The following is a 21,608-nucleotide window of genomic DNA, read 5'->3' on the forward strand; positions in this document are numbered from 1 at the left end:
GCAATGACGAAGACGCTTCCCATCGGGCTCACGGTGACCGCGCGTGTGCCGGCCTCCAGTGCCAACATCGGCCCCGGATTCGACAGTCTCGGAATGGCTTTGGGCTTGTACGACGAGATCGAGGTCACGACCACGGCGTCGGGCCTGTCGATCCACGTCGACGGTGAGGGCTCGGCGGACGTCCCGTGGGGACCCACGCACCTGGTCGTGCGGGCCATCGAACGGGGCCTGGAAGCTGCCGGAGTGTGGGCAGATGGATTGAATGTCCACTGCCGCAACGTCATTCCGCATTCGAGAGGTCTCGGATCCTCGGCCTCGGCAGTGGTCGGCGGGCTCGCCGCAGCCAATGCACTCGCGTCGAAGGTGGACCCCGCGCTGTCGTTGTCGGACAGTCAGCTGGTGCAGTTGTCGTCCGAGTTCGAGGGGCACCCCGACAACGCGTCGGCGAGTTGCCTCGGCGGTGCCGTCGTGTCGTGGAGCGAACCGCCCAATGCCAGTGTGACGGCACGCAAGTACGCCGCCGTGCGCCTGGACGTACATCCGAGCATCAAGGTCGTCGTACTCGTGCCGTCCGAGCGCTCCTCCACCTCGCACACGCGGGGTTTGCTGCCGGAGTTGGTGCCTCATCGCGATGCCGCCTTCAACGTCAGTCGCAGTGCGCTGGCCGTCGTCGCACTGACCGAGCGTCCGGATCTGCTGATGTCTGCCACCGAGGATCTGCTGCATCAGGGCCAGCGCGCCCAGGCACTCCCCGACACCACCCGGTGGATCGCGACGTTGCGCGCCCGCTCGATCGCCGCAGTGGTGTCCGGAGCAGGTCCTACTGTCATGGCCCTGTGCACCGAAGAGTTCCCGGCCGATCTGCGGGACGCTGCGCTGGCCGAGGGATGGCGAGTTCTCGACCTCGAGGTGGCCGACGGGGTCACGGTCGAATGACCGACACCGAATAGGGTTCTTGCCGAGCGAGGACAACGACGCTATGGTGAACCCTGTCCGTACATCGTGCGCTTCAGACGCCGGTTTCGTCAGGGCAATCAGGTCACTGTATTCGGGGGAGTTCAGAACGTCCGAGTGATGTGACGCTCCTGGCTCGGTCCTTCCCGTAGTTCGCTGCGGTCTCGGACCGATGGTGTCGTCGGCGGAGTGCGTCGAACATGAACGGCAATATCCGAGTTCGGCAGAAAGCCGAGCTGCGGAACGAACCCTCGGCTGCGCATCGAGCGAGCGAGGGAAGGAAAGGACCTCCGTGACCGATACGGAACTCATCTCTGCGCCCGAAACGTCACGCCGTCGCGCCGGCCTGTCCGGAATGGTTCTCACCGAGCTACGCAGCCTCGCTGGCGAACTCGGCATCAAGAGCATCTCCGGCATGCGCAAGGGCGACCTGATCGCGGCCATCACCGAGCGTCAATCGGGCGCCGCGCCGGCCAAGTCCACTGCGCCGAAGTCCGATGCACCGAAGGCCGACGCTCCCAAGGCTCGACGCGCTGCTGCGTCGGCACCGGTTGCCGATGAACGACCCGCAGTCGACACTGCTCCCGAGCCTTCGGATGCGCCGGCTGCCGACACGTCGGACGCAGCACCCGAGGCCGGTCGTCGCACCCGGGGCCGCCGCGCCGCGGGTCGCCGCGCAGGTGCGCCCGACCAGTTGCCACTGGACGGCAGCGGCGACACGGCCGCATCGGCCCCCGCTACCGCGGAGTCGACTGCCGCAGCGGAGACCACCGACAAGCAGGACGATTCCGACGAGAACGCCGCAGCGGAGCGCCCACGTCGTAGCCGCGGCGAGCGGAACCGTCAGGACGGTGCCGAGCGCGAACCGCGCGACACCGACAACGGCAACCGCAACCAGAACGATCGCAACCAGGGCGATCGCAACCAGGGCGACCGCAACCAGGGGGACCGGGACGGCGGCAATCGCGAAAATGCGGGCCGCAACCAGGGCGACCGGGACAACTCGAACCGCGACTCCAACCGTGAGAACGGCAACCGCAATCAGAACGATCGTGGCGGACGCAATCGCAATCAAGGCGACGGCCGCAACGACAACCGCAACGACAACCGCAACGACAATCGCAACGAGGACCGCAACAACGGCCCGCGCGACAACCGTGACAACAACCAGGACGACGACGGCGAAGGCCGCGGTCGCAGGGGTCGACGGTTCCGTGAGCGTCGTCGTGGACGTGACCGCGGCGAGGGCAACGAGGGCGGCGGCGGTCGCGAGCGCGACACCGAGATCCGCGAGGACGACGTTCTTCAGCCGGTAGCCGGCATTCTCGACGTTCTCGACAACTACGCGTTCGTTCGCACGTCGGGCTACCTGGCCGGACCGAACGACGTCTACGTGTCGATGAACCTGGTGCGCAAGAACGGTCTTCGCCGCGGCGACGCCGTCACTGGTGCCGTTCGGGTGGCGCGTGAGGGTGAGCAGTCGGGTCAGCGTCAGAAGTTCAACCCGCTGGTGCGTCTGGATACCGTCAACGGGGGAGAGGTCGAGGCCGCGCGCAAGCGTCCGGAGTTCGGCAAGCTCACCCCGCTGTACCCCAACCAGCGGCTGCGCCTCGAGACCCAGCAGAACATCCTGACCACGCGCATCATCGACCTGGTGATGCCCATCGGTAAGGGGCAGCGCGCGTTGATCGTCAGCCCTCCGAAGGCCGGTAAGACGAGCGTTCTGCAGGCCATCGCCAACGCGATTGCCATCAACAACCCCGAGTGCTACCTGATGGTCATCCTCGTCGACGAGCGTCCCGAGGAAGTGACCGACATGCAGCGCTCGGTCAAGGGCGAGGTCATCGCCTCGACCTTCGACCGCCCGCCGGGTGACCACACCGCGGTGGCCGAGCTGGCGATCGAGCGTGCCAAGCGTCTGGTCGAGGCCGGCCAGGACGTGGTTGTCCTGCTCGACTCGATCACCCGACTGGGCCGCGCCTACAACAACAGCTCGCCCGCTTCGGGCCGCATTCTCTCCGGTGGTGTCGACTCGACCGCGCTGTACCCGCCCAAGCGATTCCTCGGCGCGGCACGAAACATCGAGCACGGTGGATCGCTGACGATCATCGCCACGGCCATGGTCGAGACCGGATCCACCGGCGACACCGTGATCTTCGAGGAGTTCAAGGGCACCGGTAACGCCGAGCTCAAGCTCGATCGCAAGATCGCCGAGCGTCGGGTGTTCCCCGCGGTGGACATCAACCCGTCCAGCACCCGTCACGACGAGCTTCTTCTCGCTCCGGACGAGGCGGCCGTGGTGCACAAGCTGCGTCGCGTGTTGTCCGGTCTCGACTCGCATCAGGCCATCGACCTGCTGGTGGACCGGCTCAAGAAGAGCAAGAACAACCTCGAATTCCTGATGGAAGTGTCGAAGACCGCTCCCGGCGGCATGAACGATTGATCCCTTGTTCCCCGGGTCCGAGGGTCCGGGGAACAAGCGGGCAGGTGCCCGCGTTGTAAGCATCTGTCGGCACAGAAGTACCGACGATTAGCAGGGCAGATACACGCTCTGGCATAATCAACGGCCGAGTCCGGTTCCGGTTCACGTCTTCGATCAGCGAAGGCGACCCGGCGACCATTACAAAGAACGGTAAGGACACCATGAAGGCAGGAATTCACCCCGACTACACACTGACGACAGTCGTCTGTGGTTGCGGCAATACTTTCGAGACCCGAAGCACCACCGACAAAGAGCGCATCAGCGTCGAGGTCTGCTCGCAGTGCCACCCCTTCTACACCGGCAAGCAGAAGATTCTCGACACCGGCGGCCGCGTCGCTCGCTTCGAGGCTCGCTACGGCAAGCGCGCCGGCAAGAAGGCCGACGCAGACAGCTAGCTGTTTCGCCGACGCCCGTCCTGTGAACCACAGGGCGGGCGTCGGCTTTTTTGTGTCCACACCCGGTTTCACCCGTTCGGAGAGTGAGTCGTCACCATGGCGAGAACAGACAAGCCTTCGGCCATCGACGACATCCTCGCCGAACACTCCGGCCTCGAGCAGCAACTGGCCGACCCCGCCCTGCACAACGATCCGTCCGCAGCGCGCAAGGCGGGCAAGAGATTCGCCGAGCTGGCACCGATCATGTCGGCGCACACCAAGCTGACTGCCGCTCAGGACGATCTCGAGGCGGCCCGCGAACTGGCGGCCGACGATTCGTCGTTCGCCGCCGAGATTCCCGAGCTCGAGGCCACAGTTCTGCACCTGGAACAGACGCTGACGGATCTTCTGGCACCGCGTGACCCGCACGACGGCGACGACATCGTGATGGAGGTCAAGTCGGGTGAGGGCGGTGAGGAGTCGGCCCTGTTCGCCGCGGATCTCGCCCGGATGTATGTGCGGTACGCCGAACGCCGGGGCTGGCGTGTGGAGATACTCGACGCCAATGTCTCGGACCTGGGTGGATACAAGGACGCGACGTTGTCGATCAAGACCAAGGATCCGCTCGACGGCGTCTGGGCGCGGCTGAAGTTCGAGGGTGGCGTCCATCGCGTGCAGCGGGTGCCGGTCACCGAATCGCAGGGACGCGTGCATACCTCCGCGGCCGGCATTCTGGTGTATCCAGAGCCCGACGAGGTCGAGGAAGTGCAGATCGACGAAACCGATCTCCGCATCGACGTCTACCGTTCGTCCGGCAAGGGCGGTCAGGGTGTCAACACCACCGACTCCGCGGTCCGAATCACCCACCTGCCCACCGGCATCGTCGTCACTTGTCAGAACGAGCGATCGCAGTTGCAGAACAAGGCGCGTGCGATGCAGGTGCTCGCGGCACGTCTGCAGGCGGCCGCGGAGGAAGCGGCCAACGAGGAGGCCTCGGCCGGCCGAGCCAGCCAGGTGCGGACCGTCGACCGCTCGGAGCGGATCAGGACGTACAACTACCCCGAGAACCGCATCACCGATCACCGCATCGGATTCAAAGCGCACAACCTCGACGCGCTGCTCGACGGCGACATGGATGCACTGCTCGACGCGCTCGCCAAGGCCGACCGCGACGCACGTATGCAAGCAGAGTAATTGCGCGCCAACCGTTTTCGGTTCTCACACTGCTGATCGAACGAATCTCGAGCTACCCTGGCGATCGGATTCGACCCGCCCGCGCGCCACGAAAGGCACACCCGAGATGAACCAGGCCTTGACCCCCGCAGGCGAGAACGCCGTCACCGAGCTCGCCTCCCGCTACGGGGTGTCCACCGACGCGGTCCGCACCATGCTCGACGCCGTCAACAACGGCCGCGGCACCATGGCGCAGTTCAACATTCCCGAGCTCGGCGGCAGTGGGCAGTGGATGCGCGGCGGTATGACGATGGTGGGCAACATGTTCGATCACGGCCTGAAGAGTCGGGTCGACGGTTTGTGCCGCGATCTGTCCGCCGTGTTGGCGCAGCATCAGGTCTATCCGCCGAGAGATGCCGGTACGGGATCGTTCGGCGGCATTTCGTTCGGCGGGGGATCGTGGTGGCCGTCGGATCTGGGTTCGCCGAGTTCGAGCGGTGGCCAGAACGGATCGCAGTACGCAGTGTTTCCAGGATCTCGTCGCCTCGCCGTTCTCGTGGGAGGGGAATTGGCGGTGTACGACACCCTCGATCACTCCATCGGCGGAGTGCAACAGCAGCAGGGTGGGGGTCCGGGTTCGGTGGAGTTCACCAGTCAGTACGGCACGTTCACCGCAGCGAGTCTGCCGCGGGTCGATCAACGGTCCACCGACGCGCCACCGCAGAACATGCCTTCGTCGCCGCAGCCGCAGCCGCCGTCGCCGGCACAGAATTTCGCATTTCCTCAGTCGAGTGCACCTGCTCACACCGGTGTCGACATCTCGGACATCACCGCTGCGATCGAGGCGCTGGCCGGTCTGCATGCGAAGGGATTTCTGACCGACGACGAGTTCTTCGCAAAGAAGTCGGAGTTGCTGGGGCGGCTGTGAGTCCGGTGTCGGAGCTCCGTGGCAGTCTGTAGCGGTGAGCCGTAAGCCGTTACGCCTAGCCATCCTCGAAGCGACGTCGATGCTCGAGGCCGCCGGTGTGCCGAGCCCTCGGGTGGATGCGGAGCTCCTCGCCGCGCACCTCGTCGGAGTCGAACGCGGTCGGCTGGGGCTGGTGCCGTTGGTGGAACCCGAGCTCGTCGAGGCGTACTTCCGAACAGTCGAGCAGCGCGCGAAACGAATTCCCCTGCAATACATCACGGGAACGACTTCATTGGGAAACATCGATGTCGAGGTGGGTCCCGGGGTGTTCGTTCCACGTCCCGAAACCGAGTTGCTGTTGGCGTGGGCTCTCGCTTTTCTCGAGAACGTCGGCCACCACCCGCCCGTGGTGCTGGACCTGTGCACGGGGTCGGGCGCGCTGGCGCTCGCCATCGCGAACGCGCGCCCGGATGCCGTCGTGCACGCCGTCGAGCTCGATCCCTCGGCACTCGCGTGGGCCCGGCGCAACGCGGATCTGCGTGCCGAGCAGGGTGATTCGCCGATCACGTTGCATCACGGAGATGTCACGTCCAGGGAGCTGTTGACCGACCTCGACGGCTCGGTGGACATGGTCGTCGCCAACCCGCCCTACATTCCGGAGGGGGCAGAGCTCGATCCGGAAGTACTCGACCACGATCCGCACATCGCGCTGTTCGGCGGCGAGGACGGGTTGTCGGTCATCGAGCCGATGATCGGCAACATCGCGCGGTGGCTACGTGTCGGCGGCGGAGTCGCCATCGAACACGACGACTCGAACGGGGAGGGCGTCGCTGCTCTGTTGTCTCGGCGGCGAGTCTTCACCCAGGTCACCGAGCATCCGGACCTGGCCGGCCGACCCCGCTTCGTCGTGGCGGCACGGGCGACGCCGCCCACTGTCTGAGCGGCAAGGCGGCACCTGACATCACTTCGTTACCGAAGGTGGAAGGATAGGCGGAGTGAGTACCGTCTACGACTGCCGTGAAGCCGATGCGCGGGCTGCCGGATTGACCGCAGCGCGCGGTGCCCTCAAATCCGGTCGACTCGTTGTGATGCCCACCGACACGCTCTACGGGATCGCCGCCGATGCGTTCGACGGCAGCGCGGTCACCGATCTGTTGCGCGCCAAGGGGCGGGGACGCGATATGCCGGTCCCGGTCCTCGTCGGTTCGTGGAACACGATCGACGGCCTGGTGCAGAGCGTCCGGCCGCGGACCCGAGATCTGATTCGAGCCTTCTGGCCCGGCGCATTGAGCATCGTGGTCCAACAGGCACCGTCGCTGGCGTGGGATCTGGGTGATGCTCAGGGAACCGTCATGCTGCGGATGCCGCTGCACCCGGTCGCGCTGGAGCTGCTCCGTGAAGTCGGCCCGCTGGCGGTGTCCAGTGCGAACATTTCGGGAAGTCCGCCCGCCACCACGGTGACGCAGGCGCGAGAACAACTCGGTGGATCTGCAGCGGTCTATCTGGACGGGGGACCGGCAGACCACGCGGTGGCCTCCACCATCGTGGACCTGACGGGTGAGCAGGCACGAATCCTGCGGGTCGGTGCCATTCCCACGGAGCAGATTGCCGAGGTTCTCGGTGTCACCGCCGAAAGCCTGGTTCCGGGAGCGTCCTGACATGCCCGTCCGTTCCGCATGAGCGTCGAAGTGCTTGCCCAGTCGAATCTAGGCGCAGGGGTTCCGATCCGCGAGCTGCTGCTTGTTTTCCTGACGGCCGCCGTCGTCACGTTCTTCGCCACCGGCGGTGTTCGAGTGGCCGCGATCAAGTTCGGCGCCGTCGCAATTCCTCGTGATCGTGACGTCCACGTGCAGGCCACCCCGCGACTCGGGGGAGTGGGCATCTACGCCGGCATGCTCGCCGCTCTGCTGTTCGCCTCGCAGCTACCTGCGTTGGCCCGCGGATTCGATGTCGCCTACAACCGCGACATTCCGGCTGCTCTGGTCGCAGGCTTCGTGATCGTGCTGGTCGGCGTCATCGACGACCGTTGGGGTCTGGACGCCCTGACGAAGTTCGTCGGCCAGGTGACGGCGGCCGGTGTCCTGGTCATCATGGGTGTGAGTTGGGTTGTGCTCTACCAGCCCTGGGGCGGTGAGCCCGGCCAGCCGGGCAGCACCTTGGTGCTCGACCAGCTTCAGGCCGGACTGGTGACCGTTCTGATCACCGTCGTCATCGTCAACGCGATGAACTTCGTCGACGGCCTCGACGGGCTCGCAGCCGGACTCGGCCTCATTTCGTCGGTCGCGATCTGCATCTTTTCGGTGGGCCTGCTGCAGGAACAGGGGGGCGACGTCGGCGTCTACCCTCCAGCCTTGATCGCGGCGGCGCTGGCCGGTGCCTGCCTGGGATTTCTGCCGCACAATTTCCAGCCGGCGCGCATATTCATGGGCGATTCGGGGTCCATGTTGATCGGGCTGACACTGGCCACGATTTCGACGAGTGCCTCGGGGCGCATTCCGTTGACGGCCTACGGTCCACGCGACCTGCTGGGCCTGTTGTCACCGCTCCTGCTGGTCGGTGCCGTGATGCTCATTCCGATACTCGATCTGTTGCTCGCCGTCGTTCGCCGCACTCGGGCAGGACGAAGTCCGTTCAGCCCCGACAAGATGCATCTGCATCACCGACTTCTGCAAATCGGTCATTCGCATCGACGGGTCGTCCTGGTGATTTACCTGTGGGTCGGTGTGCTCGCGTTCGGTGCGGTCGGATCCTCGCTTCTCGACCGTCGCATCGTGGTGCTCCTGGTCGCTGCCGGTCTGGTGTTCGCGCTCGTCGTCACGGCTGTGCCCACTCTGCGTGTGGACCGATCGCCCGGATCCGAACGCCGGGGCGTCCGACGCCGTTGATCCGCTCGGCGGTTCTTCGATCCTGTCCCGGGTGCTGCCGGCCACCGGGTGCCACTGGGTACTCTCGACAACTGTGACCTTCACCCCGCAGCCCATGCCCGACCAATTCGCACCGCTCCGTGCCGCGGTCCGCTACGGCCTCATCGGTCTGGTGATACTGACGGTGGTGAGCGTGGGGATATCGGTCGCTGCTGCTGGAACTCCAGGATTGTGGGGGTCGATCATCGGCGTGGCCATCGGTGGTGGGTTCGTCATCACGACCGCGCTGTCAGTAGCCCTGACCACGCGTTTCCCGGCATCGGCGGTCGGAGCGCTGTTGCTCGGTGGGTGGTTGGTCAAGATGGTCATCGCGCTGATCGTGCTCGTGGCGCTCAAGGATGCGGACTTCTACAACCGGTATTCGCTCGGATTGACCATTCTGGGGGCTCTGGTGGTGGTCCTGGGTGCGGAGGTGTTCGGTGTCGTCAAGACGAAGGTGGGCTACGTCGACAGCGTTCCTGCCGACGGGGACCCCGACAAGTCGTAGTACGACAAGCTGTCGTAATCGGTTAAGCTGAGGGCCGCCTACACAACGTCGTAGTTCTGTTGATAAAGTTTGCATCAAGCGATGGGCAAGACCGGGACGAAAGAGACTTTTTCCCCGGACTGGACCCCCGCAGGTAACCATCAGCGTGAGCTTCCTTACAGTAGGCCCGGAGTCCCAGACTTCGGCAACGTAAGGTTTCGCCCTGAGAGTTGCCGAGTCGACGTGAGTCGCCGACACCCGACAGACGCTTGGCCGATGAAGACCGGGCCTCAGCCTCTGACGATTGCGAGCCGATTTTCGTCGACTTGATAGATCGTCATTGTCCGATCGAACCGCAGCCGTTACTCGGTTGCGGCCCGAACACGGGAGAGACCGCTGAGCGTCACCAACCTGGCTGCGGAGTTCCATCCGCCGTCACTATCCGATTTCTTTCCTCCCGCGGTGCTGTTCGAGGGAACTCCGTTCGAGCTCGACCGGCTGATGCTCATCCGCATCCTGATGTCGGCTCTGCTGATCGTCTTCATGCTGATCGCTCTGCGCAGCCCCAAGATCGTTCCTCGCGGAATCCAGAACGTCGCCGAGATCGCTCTCGACTTCGTCCGGATCCATGTGGCCGAGGATGTTCTCGGCAAGGAACAGGGACGCCGCTTCCTGCCCGTCATCATGACGATCTTCTTCACGGTCTTCGCGGTGAACCTCAGCGCGGTCATACCGTTCCTGAACATCTCGGCCAACGCCCGCATCGGTCTGCCGATCGTGCTGGCCGCAGTCGCGTACATCGCGTTCGTCTACGCCGGTGTCAAGAAGTTCGGTGCAGCCAAGTTCGTCAAGGGCACGATCGTCATCCCGGGCATTCCGAAGGCCATGCACGTGCTGCTGATCCCTCTGGAATTCATCTCGAACTTCGTGCTTCGCCCGTTCACGTTGACGGTGCGTCTGCTGGCCAACATGCTCGCCGGTCACATCATGCTCGTGCTGTTCTTCAGCGCCACGCAGTTCTTCCTCTTCGAGGCCTCTGCCGGCCTGAAGATCTTCGCCGCACCCTCGCTCATCATGGGCTTCCTGTTCACGATGTTCGAGATGCTCGTGATCTTCCTGCAGGCATACATCTTCGCGCTGCTGACGGCGATCTACATCGATCTGTCGCTGCACGCCGACTCGCACTGACCGACCAACAGACCGAACTAGCTACACCGCCACCTCCGACACCCGGATGTGGACCGAAGAAAGGGAACGGAAAACCGAATGAGCCTTGAAGTTCTGGCCCAGGCGCAGGAAATCACCGCAAACGGATACGGCGCCATCGGCTACGGCCTCGCAGCGATCGGTGGTGGCATCGGCCTCGGCCTCGTCGTCGCCAAGAACATGGAAGCAACCGCTCGCCAGCCCGAGCTGGCCGGTCAGCTCCGTACGACCATGTTCCTCGGCATTGCATTCACCGAGTCCCTCGCCCTGATCGGCCTCGTCGCCGGCTTCATTCTCTGAGAGCGCGATGACAAACGCGATAACGCTGCTCGCAGCCGGGGCGGAGGGGGAGGAATCCCAGAACCCGCTGCTGCCCGCAACATACGACATCGTTTGGTCGATCGTCTGTGTCGTGATCATCGGCTTCCTGTTCTGGAAGTACGTCGTACCGCGTTTCCAGACGGTCCTCTCCGAGCGTTCCGAGCTCATCGAAGGCGGAATCAAGAAGGCCGAGCAGGCACAGGCTGAGGCGAAGGCTGCTCTCGAGCAGTACCACGCTCAGCTCGCCGACGCCCGCTCCGAGGCTGCGCAGATCCGCGAGGAAGCGCGCACCCAGGGACAGGCGATTCTCGCCGAGATGAAGGAAAAGGCGCAGGAAGAGAGCGATCGGATCGTGGCCGCAGGTCACAGTCAGCTCGTTGCTCAGCGTCAGCAGATCGTCACCGAACTTCGTGGCGACCTCGGACGTACGGCCGTCGAACTCGCCGAGAAGGTCATCGGAGAGCAGCTCTCCGACGACGCGAAGCGTTCCAGTTCGATCGATCGCTTCCTCAACGAGCTGGATTCCGTCACCGCGGACTCCGCATCAGGAAAGTGAGTCGAACCATGTACGCAACTTCTCGTGAGGCGCTCGCCCGCACACGGTCGGTCGCCCACGAAGCTCTGGGGTCCGCGTCGGGCGGCGAGGCAACGGCCGTCGCCGCTCAGACCGGTGCCGAGTTGTTCGCCGTCGTCGAGACTCTCGACGCGCAGCGCACGTTGCGTACCGCTCTCGCCGACTCCTCGGTCGAGGGCGATCGACGAAGCGCTCTGGCCGGAGAGGTCTTCTCCGGCCAGGTGTCGAGCGCAACGGCGACCATCGTCAAGGCTGCGGCAGGCGAAAGCTGGTCCACAGCCCGTGACCTGCTGAACTCGCTGGTCGAGTTGGGACGCGAAGCTCTGCTCCGCGCTGCTGCCGATCAGGACCAGCTGGACACGGTCGAGGACGAGCTGTTCCGGCTCGGCCGCATCGTGGCTGCCAACCCGCAGCTCGAGCAGGCATTGTCGGATCGCTCCAAGCCGGCACAGGCCAAGCGCGAACTGCTGGGTCGTCTGCTCTACGGCAAGGTCACCGCGGTCACCGAGGCGCTCGCGGTGCAGGCCGTCACGCGTCCACGGAAGGCGGCTCCCGCCGACGTGCTGAACGGACTGGCAGATCTGGCCGCCGAACAGCGCGACCGTGCAGTTGCACATGTACGCAGCGCAGCCCCACTGAGCGACAGTCAGCTCGAAAAGCTGACCGCAACCCTGACCCGCACGTACGGCAAGCAGGTCACGGTGCACGTAGAGGTCGATACCGAACTGCTCAGCGGACTTGTCGTTCGTATCGGCGACGAGGTCATCGACGGTAGCGGGGCAGGCCGCCTCGCTGCATTGCGAAAGACGCTCAAATAGTCCGACACGGACACAGTAACGAGAAGAATCGCCTCGGCATTCGAGGCTTTTCATACCGCGATCATTCGAAGGAAGAGCAGGAAACACTATGGCGGAGCTGACGATCTCCTCCGACGAGATCCGTAGCGCGATCGATAACTTCACCGCGAGCTACTCACCGGAGTCTTCCCGCGAGGAGGTCGGCACGGTTACGGACACGAGCGACGGAATCGCCCACGTGTCCGGATTGCCGTCGGCGATGTCCAACGAACTCCTCGAGTTCCCGGGCGGAGTCCTCGGTGTCGCGTTGAACCTGGATGCCACCGAAATCGGTGCCGTCATCCTCGGTGACTACGAGCACATCGAAGAAGGCCAGGAAGTCAAGCGCACCGGAGACGTGCTGTCGGTCCCCGTGGGCGACGGCTACCTCGGTCGCGTCGTGGACCCGCTGGGCAAGCCCATCGACGGCCTCGGAGACATCGAGTCCACCGAGACCCGCGCCCTCGAATTGCAGGCTGCCTCGGTGCTCGAGCGCCAGCCCGTCGAGGAGCCGCTGCAGACCGGCATCAAGGCGATCGACGCCATGACCCCGATCGGACGCGGCCAGCGTCAGCTCATCATCGGCGACCGCAAGACCGGCAAGACTGCGGTCTGCATCGACGCGATCCTGAACCAGAAGGCGAACTGGGAGAGCGGCGACGACAAGAAGCAGGTTCGCTGCATCTACGTCGCCATCGGTCAGAAGGGCTCCACGATCGCAGGCGTCAAGGCTGCACTCGAAGAGCAGGGCGCACTCGAATACACCACCATCGTCGCCGCACCCGCGTCCGACTCGGCCGGCTTCAAGTGGCTCGCTCCGTACACCGGCTCGGCCATCGGCCAGCACTGGATGTACCAGGGCAAGCACGTCCTCATCGTGTTCGACGACCTGACCAAGCAGGCCGAGGCCTACCGCGCGATTTCGCTGCTGCTGCGTCGCCCGCCGGGCCGCGAGGCATACCCCGGTGACGTCTTCTACTTGCACTCCCGTCTGCTGGAGCGCTCGGCGAAGCTGTCCGACGAGCTCGGTGGCGGATCGTTGACGGCTCTGCCGATCATCGAGACCAAGGCAAACGACGTCTCGGCGTACATCCCGACCAACGTCATCTCCATCACCGACGGTCAGGTCTTCCTGGAATCGGACCTCTTCAACAAGGGCGTCCGTCCCGCCATCAACGTCGGTATCTCGGTGTCCCGAGTCGGCGGCGCTGCGCAGACCAAGGGTATGAAGAAGGTCTCCGGATCCCTTCGTCTCGAGCTTGCTCAGTTCCGTGAGCTCGAAGCCTTCTCGGCGTTCGCGTCCGACCTCGATGCGGCGTCCAAGGCGCAGCTCGAGCGCGGCGCTCGCTTGGTGGAGCTGCTCAAGCAGGATCAGTACGCACCGGTGGCCGTCGAAGACCAGATCGTCTCGATCTGGCTCGCAGGCCAGGGCACGTACGACTCCGTTCCGGTCGGCGATGTTCGCCGCTTCGAGACCGAGCTGCTCGAGGATCTGCACCGCAACGCCAGCGGCGTCTACGACAGTATTGCCGGTGGCAAGGCTCTCGACGACGACAACCAGAAGGCACTGACCGAAGCGACCGAGAAGTTCAAGGCCGGCTTCGTGGACTCGGACGGCAACCGCGTCGTCAACGAGGCCGAGGCAGACACTCTGAACGCGGACGAGGTCAGCCAGGAGCAGGTCAACGTCACCCGCAAGACAGTCAGCAAGTAGGCCGGCGATGACAGGTGACATGACGAGCACAGAAGGGAGCGTGAACAGCTAGATGGCAAGCATTCTCGAGCTTCGCTCCCGTATCAAGTCGGTCAACTCGACGAAGAAGATCACCAAAGCGCAAGAGTTGATCGCAACTTCGCGAATCACCAAGGCGCAGGCCCGCGTTGCCGCATCGAAGCCGTACGCGGAAGAGATCACGAAGGTGCTCTCCGCACTGGCGAGTGCATCGAGCTCGCTCGATCACCCGTTGCTCAACGAGCGACCCGAGCCCAAGCGTGCTGCAGTCCTGGTCGTGACCAGTGACCGCGGCATGTGCGGTGGCTACAACTCCAACGTCCTGAAGGAAACGGAGGAGCTCTTCCAGCTCCTGCGCTCCGAGGGCAAGGACCCGGTCATCTACGTGCTCGGCGCAAAAGGCCTGGGCTACTACACGTTCCGTGAGCGGGACGTGAAGGGTGCCTGGACGGGCTTCTCGCAGGAACCCGGATACGCCGATGCAGCGAAGGCCAGCAAGCATCTGGTCGAGCTGTTCATGGCGGGTTCGGGCACCGAGGTCGAGGCTCCCAACGGTGAAGGCACCGTCGAGGGCGTGGACGAGTTGCACATCGTCTACACCCGCTTCGTGTCGATGCTCACGCAGAAGCCCGAAGTTCGACGGATGGCACCACTCGAAATCTCGTACACCGACGAGGAATTCGAGATGGGTGCGGACGCGTTGACCGACTCACCGACCGCGGATGTGCAGGCACAGTACGAGTTCGAGCCGGAGGCAGGCACTCTGCTCTCGGCGCTGCTGCCCAAGTACATCAGCACCAGGATCTACGCGTCGTTGCTCGATGCAGCAGCGTCGGAGTCCGCGGCGCGTCGTACCGCCATGAAGGCGGCGACGGACAACGCGAACGAATTGGTCGAGACCTTGAGCCGTCAGGCCAACCAGGCTCGGCAGGCCCAGATCACCCAGGAAATCAGCGAAATCGTCGGTGGCGCCAACGCGTTGGCCGACAGCGCAGGAAGTGACTAAGCAATGACCGCAGCAGTAGCCCAAGAGAACGCGAGCGGAGCGGACACACAGTCCGGCCGTGTCGTTCGGGTCATCGGCCCCGTTGTGGACGTCGAGTTCCCGCGCGGCTCGATTCCCGCACTGTTCAACGCCCTGAACGCAGAGATCACTCTGCCGACCGTGGCCAAGACCCTGACGCTCGAGGTTGCACAGCACCTCGGCGACAACTTGGTTCGCACCATCTCGATGCAGCCCACCGACGGCCTCGTCCGCGGGACAGCTGTCGTCGACTCCGGCAAGCCGATCTCGGTTCCCGTCGGTGACGTCGTCAAGGGCCACGTGTTCAACGCCCTCGGTGACTGCCTGGACACACCCGGACTCGGCCGCGACGGCGAGCAGTGGGGCATCCACCGCAAGCCACCAGCCTTCGACCAGCTCGAGGGCAAGACCGAGATCCTCGAGACCGGCATCAAGGTCATCGACCTGCTGACGCCGTACGTCAAGGGCGGAAAGATCGGTCTGTTCGGTGGTGCCGGCGTCGGCAAGACCGTGCTGATCCAGGAAATGATCACCCGTATCGCACGCGAGTTCTCGGGCACCTCGGTGTTCGCAGGAGTCGGCGAGCGTACCCGTGAGGGCACCGACCTTCACCTCGAGATGGAAGAGATGGGCGTCCTCCAGGACACCGCCCTCGTCTTCGGACAGATGGACGAGCCGCCCGGCACGCGTATGCGCGTGGCGTTGTCGGCACTGACCATGGCGGAGTACTTCCGCGATGTGCAGGGCCAGGACGTCCTGCTGTTCATCGACAACATCTTCCGCTTCACGCAGGCAGGTTCGGAGGTGTCGACCCTTCTCGGTCGTATGCCGTCTGCCGTCGGTTACCAGCCCACGCTGGCGGACGAGATGGGTGAGCTCCAGGAGCGCATCACCTCGACCCGTGGCCGCTCGATCACCTCGCTGCAGGCGATCTACGTCCCCGCCGACGACTACACCGACCCGGCTCCGGCCACGACGTTCGCGCACCTCGATGCGACGACCGAGCTGTCGCGTCCGATTTCGCAGATGGGTATCTACCCCGCTGTGGACCCGCTGAGCTCGACCTCGCGCATCCTCGAGCCCGGCATCGTCGGTGCCGAGCACTTCCGCGTCGCCAACGAGGTCAAGCGCATCCTGCAGAAGTACAAGGAGCTGCAGGACATCATCGCCATCCTCGGTATGGACGAGCTTCAGGAAGAGGACAAGGTTCTGGTCGGCCGCGCACGCCGTCTCCAGAAGTTCCTCGGCCAGAACTTCATCGTTGCCGAGAAGTTCACCGGCGAGGCCGGTTCGGTCGTGTCCCTCTCGGACACCATCGAGGCGTTCGACAAGGTCACCAAGGGTGAGTACGACCACCTTCCCGAGCAGGCCTTCAACAGCTGTGGTGGTCTCGACGACGTCGAGGCAGCCGCGAAGAAGATGGCCGGAAAGTAGACCGACGTGACTTCTTCCGAGAAGAGCGGCATGGAGGTCTCCCTGGTCGCTGTGGAGCAGAAGCTGTGGTCCGGTACTGCGACCATCGTCAGTGCTCAGACCACCGAAGGTGAGATCGGCATCATGGCCGGCCACGAGCCTGTCCTCGGCCAGCTGGTCGAGGCGGGCACGGTGTCGATCACGACGACCGATGGCGAGAAGATCATCGCTGCGGTGCACGGTGGCTTCCTGTCGGTGACGGGTAAGACCGTCACAGTGCTGGCGGAGTCCGCCGATTTCGCCGACGACATCGATGTCGAAGCGGCACGGGCTGTAGTGGCAGAGAACGGCGACGACCTCGAGGCCATTGCGGTGGCCAAGGGACGTATCCGCGCTGTCGAGCGGTCCTAGGTTCACGAGAAGCCGCGACGAGACCTGCGATGCACTCCGGATTGATTGCTCTGATCATTCTGGTTGTGTTGCTCGCAGGGCTCGTCGCGGCTTTTGCGTATCGTCTCGCGGTGCTGCGACGAGGCGGTACGGCGGCGATCATGCGTGTGCTCCCGTCCGAGGGCGGTGCCGGTTGGCGGCACGGCATCATTCGGTACGGCGACAACACGCTGGTGTTCTTCAAACTGTCCAGTTTGCGACCCGGGCCCGACCATCGGCTGGGCAGACAGGACGTTCAGGTGGGGGACCGACGGGCCCCACGCGACACCGAGTTCGACATCATGACTCCGGACATCGCTGTGCTGGAGTTGTCGGACAACGGCAAGAATTACGAAATGGCATTGGACAGAAGTGCGTTGACCGCTTTCCTGTCCTGGGTGGAGTCACGCCCATCGGGGCGCTCGCGGCGCCGTCGACCGGCGGCCTGACGAGTCGCTCGCCGGAAATCAGTCGGAATCGGTACCCGTCGAGCGGCTCGCTCCCGGTACCCATTGCACGTCGCCCTCCGGGTTTGCATACCTGCTCAGGATGAACAGCAGGTCCGAGAGCCTGTTGAGATACTTGGCCGGCAGATCGCTCGTCGTTTCCGGGCCGGCATGAACTGCTGCCCAGGCCGACCGCTCCGCGCGCCGAGCGACGGTGCGCGCGACGTGCAGCAACGCTCCCAGAGGTGTGCCGCCGGGCAGGATGAACGACGTCAACGCCGGTAGCTCGTCGTTGAATTCGTCGCACCAGCCTTCGAGACGGTCGATGTAACTCTGATCGATCCTCAGCGGTGGATACTCCGGATTCTCGACGACAGGAGTCGACAGATCGGCACCGGCGTCGAACAGATCGCTCTGAACGGTCCGGATGACGGTCCGCACGGATTCGCTCGGATTTCCCAGTGCCAGTGCGACTCCGAGGCTGGCATTGGTCTCGTCGCAATCTGCGTAGGCGATCAACCGCTCGTCGTTCTTGGAGACCCTCGAGAAATCGCTCAATCCCGTGGTCCCGTCGTCGCCGGTCCGGGTGTAGATGCGAGTGAGGTGAACGGCCATGCGGCTACGGTACCGCGCGGTTGCCGGTCGGTACCGCTGGCTACGCTGTCGAAGTGAGTGAACGCTTTTTGGTCAACGGTGGTAATCGCCTCGTGGGTGAGGTGGCAGTCGGTGGTGCGAAGAACAGCGTCCTCAAGCTGATGGCCGCGGCTCTGCTCGCCGAGGGAACCAGCACGATCACCAACTGTCCCGACATCCTGGATGTTCCGCTGATGGCGGAGGTGCTGCGTGGACTCGGGTGCGAGGTGGAGCTCGACGGCTCGGTCGTCCACATCACGACCCCGGCCATGCCGAAATACCACGCCGATTTCGCGGCGGTTCGGCAGTTCAGGGCATCGGTCTGTGTTCTTGGCCCCCTCGTCGCACGGTGCAAGCGAGCGGTGGTGGCATTGCCGGGCGGAGACGCCATCGGGTCGCGTCCACTGGACATGCACCAGTCCGGACTGCAGTTGTTGGGGGCGCGCAGCGAAATTCAACACGGGTGCGTCGTCGCGGAAGCCGACGAGTTGCGCGGCGCGAACATCAGGTTGGCTTTCCCCTCTGTGGGAGCGACGGAAAACATCCTGATGGCGGCTGTGCTCGCCACCGGTGAGACCGTGATCGACAACGCGGCACGCGAACCGGACATCGTCGATGTGTGCAACATGCTCAACGAGATGGGTGCCGACGTCCGAGGTGCAGGTACCTCGACCCTCACCATCCGGGGTGTCAGTGCGTTGAAGCCGACGACTCATCGCGTCATCGGCGACCGAATCGTTGCTGCTACGTGGGGAATCGCGGCCGCGATGACGCGCGGGGACGTTCGCGTGCGTGGGGTCAACCCGAAGCATCTCTCGCTCGTACTGGACAAGCTGCGGTCTGCGGGTGCCGAGGTGACCAGCGAACCGGACGGCTTCCGCGTCGTTCAGCACGAACGGCCGCGAGCAGTGAACTTTGCGACGTTGCCGTACCCCGGGTTTCCGACGGATCTGCAACCGATGGCTATCGGGCTCGCGACCGTCGCCGATGGGACGTCGATGATCACCGAGAACGTGTTCGAGGCACGCTTCCGCTTCGTCGAGGAGATGATCCGACTGGGTGCTGACGCGCGTACCGACGGCCACCATGCTGTGGTTCGCGGTGTTCCCCAACTCTCCAGTGCGCCGGTGTGGTCTTCGGACATTCGAGCTGGGGCCGGGCTGGTGCTGGCCGGGCTGGTGGCGGACGGTACGACCGAAGTGCACGACGTGTTCCACATCGACAGGGGCTATCCGCGATTCGTGGAAAACTTGACTGCTCTCGGCGGGAGCATCGAGCGGGTCAACTGACCGACCTCTTCTCGAGAGCGTCGACCAGCACCCGCAGCGCGCGCTCGAATCGATCGTCCGCCACCGACCCGTAGCCGACGACGATGCCACCATCGGCGGTCGTCGATCGCGTCGAATGTGCGAGCGTGTGCAAATCGACTCCGTTGTCCGCGCAGTCGGCCGCAATATCGCGTGCAACGTCTGCGTCGAGTACGAGCACCGTGTGCAGCCCGGCACCGACGCCCCGAAGTTCGCCGAATGGTGCCAGCGCAGCGGCGACGACGCGGTCACGTGCCCGATAGATCCGACGTGCCGTGCGTACGGACCGGTCCCATTCGCCGTCTCGCAACAGCGAGGTCATGGCCTGCTGGACGGGAACCGACGGGAAGTCGCCGATGGCGCGACGTGTGTCGGTGATGCGCTCGACCATCGACGGGGGAGCGACCATCCATCCGAGGCGTACGCCGGCACCCAGCGTCTTCGATACCGTTCCCAGGTAGACGGCACGGTCCGGCACGAGCTCGGTGACCGTGGGCAAAGGTGCTATGCCGTAACGGAATTCGGAATCGTAGTCGTCCTCGATGATGGTGGATTCGGTACTTCGTGCCCAGTCCGCCAGGGCTCGTCGACGCCCGATGGGCATGAGTCCGCCGGTGGGGTACTGGTGTGAGGGGGTGACGTACACGGCGGGGGTCCCGTGAGGAACCGATTCGAGCTCGTCGACGACGAGGCCCTCGCGGTCGACGGGGACGTCATGAACGGACCACCCGCGGTGTGTAGCGAGGGCAGCGGCAGCCCGGTATCCAGGATTCTCAAGTGCGAGAACATGTTCGACGCCAGCGTCTGGTGAAAGAGCTCCCAGGGCCAGGTCCAGACCGTGAATGCTGCCTGTGGTGACGACGATCGAATCCGCATCGGTGTACAGGCCGCGTGCACGGCCGAGCAAGTCGGCAATGCGCATGCGCAAGTCGAGTGAGCCGGCCGGATCGGGATAGTCGCCCGGTGGGGGAGAGCCACCGACGTCTCGCCATGCCCGCTTCCACGCATCGGATGCGCGAGGCGGAGTCCACGGTATTCCGGGCCGGAGCGAAATGCGCTGCGACGCCTCGATGTGTCCAGGTGTTCGACGCGGTCGACGGCGCGATCCAACTGCATGCGGAACATCTCGAACGTACGTGCCCGCTCCGCGACGTGTGTCGAGCCATCCCTCGGCGACGAGTTGTTCGTACGCCCTCTCCGTGACTGCACGAGCCAGGCCCAGTTCGACCGAAAGCGTTCTGGTACTGGGTAATCGGGCACCCGGGGTCAGCTCGCAGCGATCGATGGCCGCCCGGATGCTGTCGGCTACCTGAACGGGCAACGTGCGACGGTCGGCTCTGTCGATCGCGATCGACAGAGCACTCGGCGGCAAGGTCATCATGCGTCACCTGTCTATGGCAGAAAGTGGCCTAGCATTATTGCTTCTTATTGGACCATGACAGTGAGCCAACGGGGCGGCACTCTGGTGGCATGACTTCCGACGAAACACCTCTGTCCCCAACATCCAGAACCACCGTGGTCCGAGGTCGGCAGCGCGCACAGTCTGCGCGGACGGCGTTGCTCGACGTGCTCCGATCGGCTCGCCTTTGCCACATGGGGGTGCTGGTGGGGAACGTGCCACGCGTGCTCCCGACCGTGTTCGGCCTGGATCCGGAGGGGCCGGACAGGGCGGGGACCCTGTACCTCCATGGTTCGGTCGGCTCTCGAAGCCTGGTGGAGGCACCTGAACAGGACATCTGCGTGACGGTCACGGTCGTCGACGGGTTGGTCCTCGCCCGTTCCGCGTTCCATCACTCGATGAACTATCGGAGTGCCGTCATCGTGGGACGACCACGTCGAGTGGAGGACGAGGACGAACGGACACGAGCGTTGGACGCCATAGTCGATCAGGTCGTTCCGGGTAGAAGTACACATCTGCGGGCGCATACGAGGAAAGAGCTGGCGGCGACGAGTGTGTTGGCGCTTCCGCTGCACGAAGCATCGGTGAAAGCGCGGACCGGCGGACCGATCGACGACGAGGCCGACATTGCCGCAGGTGACGTGTGGGCGGGCGTGATTCCGATCGGTGAATACGTCGGCATTGCAGAACGTGGGGAAGATGTGGAACCGAACCTCGATGTGCCCGACCACGTTCTGACGTTGTCCCGCGTGTGAAGCCCGTTTCTGTCGACCGTTCGCCGGATATGGCTGGCGTCACACACGGGGATGTGCCGGCCGAATGAGTGGCACCCGTGCGCGCGGCCCCTCCGACCTGGGCAGATGCCGGCGGTAACTGGATCCACCTGCCGATTTGCGTGTGTGGGGTTGGTGGCGTAACTTTTGTCGAGTCAGAGCGACGGACACCGACCCGGTCTTCACGGACTGGGTGAACGAGGTTGGACGTGTGGCTCGGCAGGTTTTATCCCCC

Annotated in this window: 22 protein-coding genes; 20 read left to right on the forward strand and 2 right to left on the reverse strand. The window is 64.4% G+C overall.

All coding sequences use genetic code 11. The features are described from left to right. Window positions 1–3 precede the first annotated feature (3 nt). The 18 genes from thrB (at window position 4) to E4P29_RS24165 (ending at window position 17,264) form a co-directional block, all read left to right on the forward strand. A complete protein-coding gene (gene thrB, locus E4P29_RS24075) occupies window positions 4–936 on the forward strand; it encodes a homoserine kinase (protein WP_135047544.1) in 933 nt (310 codons plus the stop codon). A 310-nt stretch (window positions 937–1,246) separates the two neighbouring features. Next, entirely contained in the window at window positions 1,247–3,397 is a 2,151-nt protein-coding gene (rho, locus tag E4P29_RS24080; protein ID WP_245154463.1) for a transcription termination factor Rho, read from the forward strand. Window positions 3,398–3,597: 200 nt separating this feature from the next. After that, window positions 3,598–3,831, forward strand: a complete 234-nt coding sequence (rpmE, locus tag E4P29_RS24085; RefSeq protein ID WP_008715081.1) for a 50S ribosomal protein L31 — start codon at window positions 3,598–3,600, stop codon at window positions 3,829–3,831. 96 nt (window positions 3,832–3,927) lie between these two features. After that, window positions 3,928–5,004: a peptide chain release factor 1 gene (gene prfA, locus E4P29_RS24090; RefSeq protein WP_135047548.1), complete on the forward strand. Its 1,077-nt coding sequence runs from the start codon at window positions 3,928–3,930 to the stop codon at window positions 5,002–5,004. Between the two features lie 106 nt (window positions 5,005–5,110). Further along, on the forward strand, window positions 5,111–5,911 hold the full coding sequence (locus tag E4P29_RS24095; protein WP_135047550.1) for an SHOCT domain-containing protein: 801 nt from the start codon (window positions 5,111–5,113) through the stop codon (window positions 5,909–5,911). 34 nt (window positions 5,912–5,945) lie between these two features. After that, window positions 5,946–6,830 (forward strand): peptide chain release factor N(5)-glutamine methyltransferase, encoded by an 885-nt coding sequence (gene prmC, locus E4P29_RS24100; RefSeq protein ID WP_135047552.1) that lies wholly within the window; start codon window positions 5,946–5,948, stop codon window positions 6,828–6,830. Between the two features lie 55 nt (window positions 6,831–6,885). Then, the gene (locus tag E4P29_RS24105) at window positions 6,886–7,548 is read left to right on the forward strand and encodes an L-threonylcarbamoyladenylate synthase (RefSeq protein WP_135047554.1); all 663 of its coding nucleotides are present in this window, start codon (window positions 6,886–6,888) and stop codon (window positions 7,546–7,548) included. Between the two features lie 18 nt (window positions 7,549–7,566). Then, window positions 7,567–8,775, forward strand: a complete 1,209-nt coding sequence (locus E4P29_RS24110; protein ID WP_027497907.1) for an MraY family glycosyltransferase — start codon at window positions 7,567–7,569, stop codon at window positions 8,773–8,775. A gap of 94 nt (window positions 8,776–8,869) precedes the next feature. Then, entirely contained in the window at window positions 8,870–9,301 is a 432-nt protein-coding gene (locus tag E4P29_RS24115; RefSeq protein WP_209205502.1) for a hypothetical protein, read from the forward strand. Between the two features lie 390 nt (window positions 9,302–9,691). Next, entirely contained in the window at window positions 9,692–10,468 is a 777-nt protein-coding gene (gene atpB, locus E4P29_RS24125) for a F0F1 ATP synthase subunit A (protein ID WP_141214497.1), read from the forward strand. A gap of 78 nt (window positions 10,469–10,546) precedes the next feature. Continuing rightward, a complete protein-coding gene (locus E4P29_RS24130) occupies window positions 10,547–10,786 on the forward strand; it encodes an ATP synthase F0 subunit C (RefSeq protein ID WP_027497904.1) in 240 nt (79 codons plus the stop codon). 7 nt (window positions 10,787–10,793) lie between these two features. Then, entirely contained in the window at window positions 10,794–11,363 is a 570-nt protein-coding gene (locus E4P29_RS24135) for a F0F1 ATP synthase subunit B (RefSeq protein WP_027497903.1), read from the forward strand. Window positions 11,364–11,371: 8 nt separating this feature from the next. Next, entirely contained in the window at window positions 11,372–12,199 is an 828-nt protein-coding gene (locus E4P29_RS24140; protein WP_027497902.1) for a F0F1 ATP synthase subunit delta, read from the forward strand. An 88-nt stretch (window positions 12,200–12,287) separates the two neighbouring features. Further along, window positions 12,288–13,931, forward strand: a complete 1,644-nt coding sequence (gene atpA, locus E4P29_RS24145) for a F0F1 ATP synthase subunit alpha (protein WP_135047560.1) — start codon at window positions 12,288–12,290, stop codon at window positions 13,929–13,931. 52 nt (window positions 13,932–13,983) lie between these two features. Further along, entirely contained in the window at window positions 13,984–14,955 is a 972-nt protein-coding gene (locus E4P29_RS24150; RefSeq protein WP_032383690.1) for a F0F1 ATP synthase subunit gamma, read from the forward strand. 3 nt (window positions 14,956–14,958) lie between these two features. Then, window positions 14,959–16,407, forward strand: a complete 1,449-nt coding sequence (gene atpD, locus E4P29_RS24155) for a F0F1 ATP synthase subunit beta (protein ID WP_027497899.1) — start codon at window positions 14,959–14,961, stop codon at window positions 16,405–16,407. Window positions 16,408–16,437: 30 nt separating this feature from the next. Then, on the forward strand, window positions 16,438–16,797 hold the full coding sequence (locus tag E4P29_RS24160) for a F0F1 ATP synthase subunit epsilon (RefSeq protein ID WP_135047568.1): 360 nt from the start codon (window positions 16,438–16,440) through the stop codon (window positions 16,795–16,797). Between the two features lie 29 nt (window positions 16,798–16,826). Next, window positions 16,827–17,264 carry a DUF2550 domain-containing protein gene (locus E4P29_RS24165; RefSeq protein ID WP_032373969.1) on the forward strand — a complete coding sequence of 146 codons (438 nt, stop codon included), beginning with the start codon at window positions 16,827–16,829 and terminating at the stop codon, window positions 17,262–17,264. An 18-nt stretch (window positions 17,265–17,282) separates the two neighbouring features. Here the strand turns inward: E4P29_RS24165 and E4P29_RS24170 are convergent, their stop codons facing one another. Then, on the reverse strand, window positions 17,283–17,876 hold the full coding sequence (locus tag E4P29_RS24170; RefSeq protein ID WP_032373968.1) for a cob(I)yrinic acid a,c-diamide adenosyltransferase: 594 nt from the start codon (window positions 17,874–17,876) through the stop codon (window positions 17,283–17,285). 53 nt (window positions 17,877–17,929) lie between these two features. On the opposite strand from E4P29_RS24170, the gene murA reads away from it, so the two are divergent. Continuing rightward, window positions 17,930–19,183 (forward strand): UDP-N-acetylglucosamine 1-carboxyvinyltransferase, encoded by a 1,254-nt coding sequence (gene murA, locus E4P29_RS24175; RefSeq protein WP_209205500.1) that lies wholly within the window; start codon window positions 17,930–17,932, stop codon window positions 19,181–19,183. Here the strand turns inward: murA and E4P29_RS24180 are convergent. Continuing rightward, window positions 19,176–20,582, reverse strand: coding sequence for a PLP-dependent aminotransferase family protein (locus E4P29_RS24180; RefSeq protein WP_245154464.1), 1,407 nt, complete (start codon window positions 20,580–20,582; stop codon window positions 19,176–19,178). The two genes, murA and E4P29_RS24180, sit on opposite strands and share 8 nt — an antisense overlap. A gap of 89 nt (window positions 20,583–20,671) precedes the next feature. On the opposite strand from E4P29_RS24180, the gene E4P29_RS24185 reads away from it, so the two are divergent. Beyond that, window positions 20,672–21,355 (forward strand): pyridoxamine 5'-phosphate oxidase family protein, encoded by a 684-nt coding sequence (locus E4P29_RS24185; RefSeq protein WP_135047562.1) that lies wholly within the window; start codon window positions 20,672–20,674, stop codon window positions 21,353–21,355. Window positions 21,356–21,608: the final 253 nt, after the last annotated feature.

The sequence above is a fragment of the Rhodococcus sp. 1R11 genome (genome assembly GCF_004563845.1).
Lineage (GTDB): Bacteria > Actinomycetota > Actinomycetes > Mycobacteriales > Mycobacteriaceae > Rhodococcoides.